We start from the raw sequence: 4,774 nt of genomic DNA on the forward strand, positions 1-4,774 counted from the left end.
GTCGCTATTTTTCCGCATCAGCGGCGGCGACTCAGAAAACAATACACGCCCACCACCCCCACCGCAAACCCGCCACCACGGGCTCCGCGCACCGCCGGAAACCGTGCATTTACGCGGTTTCCGGCGGTGCCAACCGGGCTCCCAGAGCATTTGCGAGGGTCCGGATCTTATGTTGAGTGGCTCACATTCCGGAGCGGCTTCAGCCGTGGACCCGGAAGAGGACCTCGAACTCAGCTTCGCGGGGCTTCAGCCGGTAGGGTTCCAGGACGCCGGGGCCACACGCCGCGGTTCCCACACCCCGCCGGGCGTGATCAATGTAAACGTAGCTGCGTCCGTCCGGAATAAGGTCTGGCCGGTGTGTCGCGGCTGCGAGCACGCCCATGCCGTAGGGCCTTACGGTGAGCGCAAACGGCTCTCCGGAGAGCTGCAGTTGCTTACCGCCGGTTTCCAGAACCGCCTGCCGTACTCCGCCGCGCGCCCCGGATTCCTGTGGCCGGACGTAGTCGACGTCCAAGCCGGCAAGCGGCAACTCAAACCACCCTGTGCGTGCACCCTGGCCGGTGTCCGGGTAGCTCTGGTGCGGACCCTGCCCGAACCAGTTCACCGATGTTGTCTCGGCCGCAAGGACGAGCTCCAGACCGATTCGCGCCCATTCGACGTCGAAGCCTCCGTTGACCCAGTCCCCTGTTGGCTTGACGTGGGTGCGCAGGGCCAGTGCGCCGGAGTTACTGGTCCACAGGTAGTCAACCAGCACGCCGAATTGCTTGTCCGCTGCGCCAACACGGGTACTGACGCGGAGTTGTTCGCCGCCCCCGGCCGCGGGTTCTGCCGTGATACCCAACAGGCGTGTGTGCAGGCGGTCAAGACCCGCGTCCTTCCACTGGGTGGCAAGCGGCCGCTCGTCGGTGCTCCCCCATTCCCGGCCCAGGTCATTGTCAGTGGGTGCCCACCACAGGACCAGCCCCAGCTTGTCGACGGGAAGTCCGCCGATGAAGGTGGGCAGGCCGGTGGCCCGGCTGAATCGGGCCTCACCAAGCCTCAGCTCGTCGTCCATGACCTCCACTCTGTCCCCGGCAGGCAGCCGGGGATCCTGTGCCGCGAAGCGTGCCGCCTGGCCCCAGGCGACGTCGTGGCCGGCCCCGGCCCAAGCCGTATCCGAGGCAAGGACGGCACTGACCGTCAGCACCGCAGACTGGCTTGATCCCAGTGCGGCCGCATACGCGGCAATGTCCGCCGGCAACTCCACAACTGCTTCGGACTGGGGCCCTACCGGCGCGACGTCCAGTGACCCCTCAGCCTGGGTGTCGCCGTCGGCCACCACCGTGTACCGGAAGCTGAAAGCGGAGGTGTCCGCAAAGTCCTGGCCATTGCGCACGGTGAAGCGGGCCCAATCCTGCCCAACCTCTATGCGCAGGGGCTCGATCACTTTCTTGAAGTCCAGCAGCCCGGGCCGCGGCTTGCGGTTGGCGTCGACCAGGCCGTCAGTGACGAAGTTTCCGTCGTGGACTTCTTCACCAAAATCGCCGCCATAGGCGAAGTGTTCGCCGCCATCCGTGTCCGGCACGGTGATGCCGTGTTCCAGCCACTCCCAGACGAAGCCGCCCATCAGACGCGGATACTTGTCGAAGAGTTCCTGGTATTCGCTCATCCCGCCGGGGCCGTTGCCCATGGCATGGACATATTCGCAGAGCACGAACGGCATGGCGCGGCGCCGGGCGTCCAGTTCAGCATTCTCGAGGGCCGGTTCGATTCCCTGGCCGATCAGCGCCGTTTCGGCCTGGCTGGCATACATCCGGGAGTAGACGTCGACGTCGGGCGAAGACCAGTCGCCTTCGTAGTGGATGGGGCGCGACGGGTCACGGTCCTTGGTCCAGCGTGACATGGCAGCAAGGTTCCGGCCGGTGCCCGCTTCGTTGCCAAGGGACCACATGATGACCGAGGGATGGTTCTTGTCGCGCTCCACGGTGCGCTGCATCCGGTCCACCAAAGCTTCTTCCCATTGCGGATCGTCGCTGGGGTTCTGCGCCCATCCGGCCCCGACGAATCCGTGCGTCTCGAGGTCGCATTCGAGGACAACGTAGAACCCGAGCTGGTCTGCCAGGGCCAGGAATTCGGGATGCGGCGGGTAGTGCGAGGTGCGGATGGCGTTGATGTTGTGCTGCTTCATGAGCCGCAGTTCAGCTTCCACCACGTCCCGCGGCACCACCCGGCCCAGCCGGGGGTGGTGCTCATGGCGGTTGACTCCGCGGAGCAGGATGCGCCGGCCGTTGACCTTGAACTGGGCGTCTTCGATGGTGATACTGCGGAAGCCCACCTGCACGGAAGCAGTCTCGCCCGGAGTGCTGACGGTGGCGTTATACAGGCGAGGCTGTTCCGCCGACCACGGCTCTACGCCCGGCACTGCCTGTTGGGTGCCGGCGGGCAGTTCCAGGCCAAGTTCAGGGATGCGTACGACGGCGTCAATCGCCTTGCCGGCCCGGGTCACCTCGACACGCAGGGTTCCTTGGCCCGTCGTGTGGTCGTAGTCCGCGTGGACGAAGAGGTCGTCAAGGCCGTCCGTAGGCCGCGCCTGGAGGGTCACGTCCCGGAAGATCCCCGGAAGCCACCACATGTCCTGGTCCTCCACGTAGCTGGCGGCGGAGAACTGCGCCACCCGCACCGCCAAGGTATTGACGCCTTCCACCAGGATGCCGGACACGTCGAATTCGTGTGCCAGCCTGCTGCCGCGCGTGGTTCCGAGTTCAACACCGTTCAGCCATATTGTCCCGGCGGAGTCGATGCCGTCGAACCGCAACAGCGCGTGCGGGAAGAACTCCGGGCCTGCTTGGAAAGTCACCACGTGGTCACCGATGGGGTTGGCTTCCTGGACGAACGGCGGTTCCACGGCAAAGGGGAATTGCACATTGGTGTAGGCCGGGGATCCGTGGCCGTGCATGCTCCAGCTGGAGGGGACGGGCAACGGGACGAAGCCGGACAGGTCAGAGCCGTGCTGCCAACCGTCGTTGGGCGCAGTCCGAATTCCAGGGCTCAGCCTGAACTGCCAGTCCCCGTTGAGGGACAACTTGGGGGCATCAGTTGCCAGGTAGGAGCGTGCGGGGAGGCTTCCCCTTCCGGGCGCCAGCGAGGCCAGTTCGAGAACCGCTTCCCGGCCAAGCTCCAGGTTGGCCGTGGAGCGTGGGGCGCCCTGGGGGTCTTGGCCGCCGGCAGTTTCGGAGGGGGTGTGGAGTGCCATGGTGTTCCTTGCTGCAAGTGTCTGGGATGGGGCAACGTGAACGTTCACGCAGCTGCTGTTAAAGCCTAGCCGTTGCCGTGGTTTTTGAGTAGGGGTCTAGGCCGATTGGCGGACAACCAGCTCGTGCCTGAGGATCAGATGGGCCTCGGCACTGCCCTCGGTGAGCGAGCCTGAGAGGAGTCCCTCAAGGAGGCCGACGGCGGCGCGGCCCACCGCGCGCAGGTCAAGGGCAAGGGTGGTCAACTCAGGCGTAAGGAGTTCTCCGAGTGGTATGCCGTCCATTCCGATAACAGCGCAGTCGCCCGGGACGGCCCTGCCGGACGCCTGCAAGGCTTTCAGCGCGCCCGCGGCCATGAGGTCGTTGAAGGCAAGGATGCCGTCAACAGGCCGCCCTCCCGCAGCGAGGACGCCAACGGCAGCCTTGGCCGCCGCGGCAGAAGATGCCGCCTGGAAACGGGTGAGCTGGACCCCCGATTCCAAGGCGACGGCGGCCGCTGCAGCGCTTCGGCTGCCGGCAGGGGCGCCTTGGTCCGAGTCCAGGAAGGCGATGTTCGTGCAACCCCTGGAGGCCAGGTGGGCCAGTGCCAGCCGGGCAGCATGGTGGTAGTCGAACGAGATGCTGCCGGCGGTTCCCGCGCCGGGTGAATCAAGGGCGACGACGGGCCGGCGGCCCATGAGTGCCTGCGCCTCGTCCGCGTGGGGCGCCAGGTAGCCGATTAAGGCATCCACCTGGGGTGCGAGCCTGGCAGCAGCGTCAGCGGCGCTGCCGGTGCCGTGCCCGTAGTCGTCAACCACAACATTCCAACCGCGCCCGGTTGCCGCCTCCACCACGCTGGACGCAAAGGCCGGGAAGTAGGGGTTGGTCAGATCGGGGATGGCGAGGCCAACAGACACCCTGGCGCCTTGGACCAATCCTTTGGCGAACCGGCTGGGGGTGTAGCCCAGCTCCGCGGCAATCTTTTGGACGCGTTGACGGGTATCGGGGCTGATGCCGGCCATGTCGTTCATGGCACGGGTTACGGTCTGCCGCGAGACGCCCGCGGCGGCGGCGACATCCAGGATGGTGGCCCGTTTGCCCGTGGGGCGTGTGCTTCGGGGGGTCATAGACCGTAAGTCTAAGTGTTGTTTTAAATGTGGGAGGCCCCAACCGTGTGGTTGGGGCCTCGACCATGTAAATGTGTTCCGGCGGTGTCCTACTCTCCCACACCCTCCCGGGTGCAGTACCATCGGCGCTGTGGGTCTTAGCTTCCGGGTTCGGAATGGGACCGGGCGTTTCCCCCACGCTATGACCGCCGTAACCCTTGTACCCGCCCCGCCCAAACAAGTGTGTGGGGGGTGGGAAAACTGGTGGTTACAACATTGTGGTGTTGTTATGTAGTTGTGGTGTGTTCCGTACCCGACGAACCCCGTGTGTTGGGGGTTGTTGGTTGGGAACCACATAGTGGACGCAAGCAGAATTTGTATGTATCTGTGTGGTGTAAGTTATCGGCCTATTAGTACCGGTCAGCTTCACGAGTCGTTAGTCCTCGCTTCCACATCCGG

Annotated in this window: 2 protein-coding genes and 1 rRNA gene; all 3 read right to left on the bottom strand. The window is 65.3% G+C overall.

From position 1 onward, the window contains the following. Positions 1 to 199 precede the first annotated feature (199 nt). Positions 200 to 3,232 (bottom strand): glycoside hydrolase family 2 TIM barrel-domain containing protein, encoded by a 3,033-nt coding sequence (locus tag QRN53_RS17745; protein WP_285245129.1) that lies wholly within the window; start codon positions 3,230 to 3,232, stop codon positions 200 to 202. A gap of 96 nt (positions 3,233 to 3,328) precedes the next feature. Further along, positions 3,329 to 4,336: a LacI family DNA-binding transcriptional regulator gene (locus QRN53_RS17750; protein WP_285245130.1), complete on the bottom strand. Its 1,008-nt coding sequence runs from the start codon at positions 4,334 to 4,336 to the stop codon at positions 3,329 to 3,331. A gap of 76 nt (positions 4,337 to 4,412) precedes the next feature. Next, a 5S ribosomal RNA gene (rrf, locus tag QRN53_RS17755) occupies positions 4,413 to 4,529 on the bottom strand. Positions 4,530 to 4,774: the final 245 nt, after the last annotated feature.

The sequence above is a fragment of the Pseudarthrobacter sp. fls2-241-R2A-127 genome, from assembly GCF_030209355.1.
In the GTDB taxonomy this organism is placed as follows: Bacteria; Actinomycetota; Actinomycetes; order Actinomycetales; family Micrococcaceae; genus Arthrobacter.

What these genes read in the sequence shown, in the direction of transcription:
- QRN53_RS17745 (WP_285245129.1), bottom strand. Translation starts at nt 3,232, where the DNA reads ATGGCACTCCACACCCCCTCCGAAACTGCCGGCGGCCAAGACCCCCAG.
- QRN53_RS17750 (WP_285245130.1), bottom strand. Translation starts at nt 4,336, where the DNA reads ATGACCCCCCGAAGCACACGCCCCACGGGCAAACGGGCCACCATCCTG.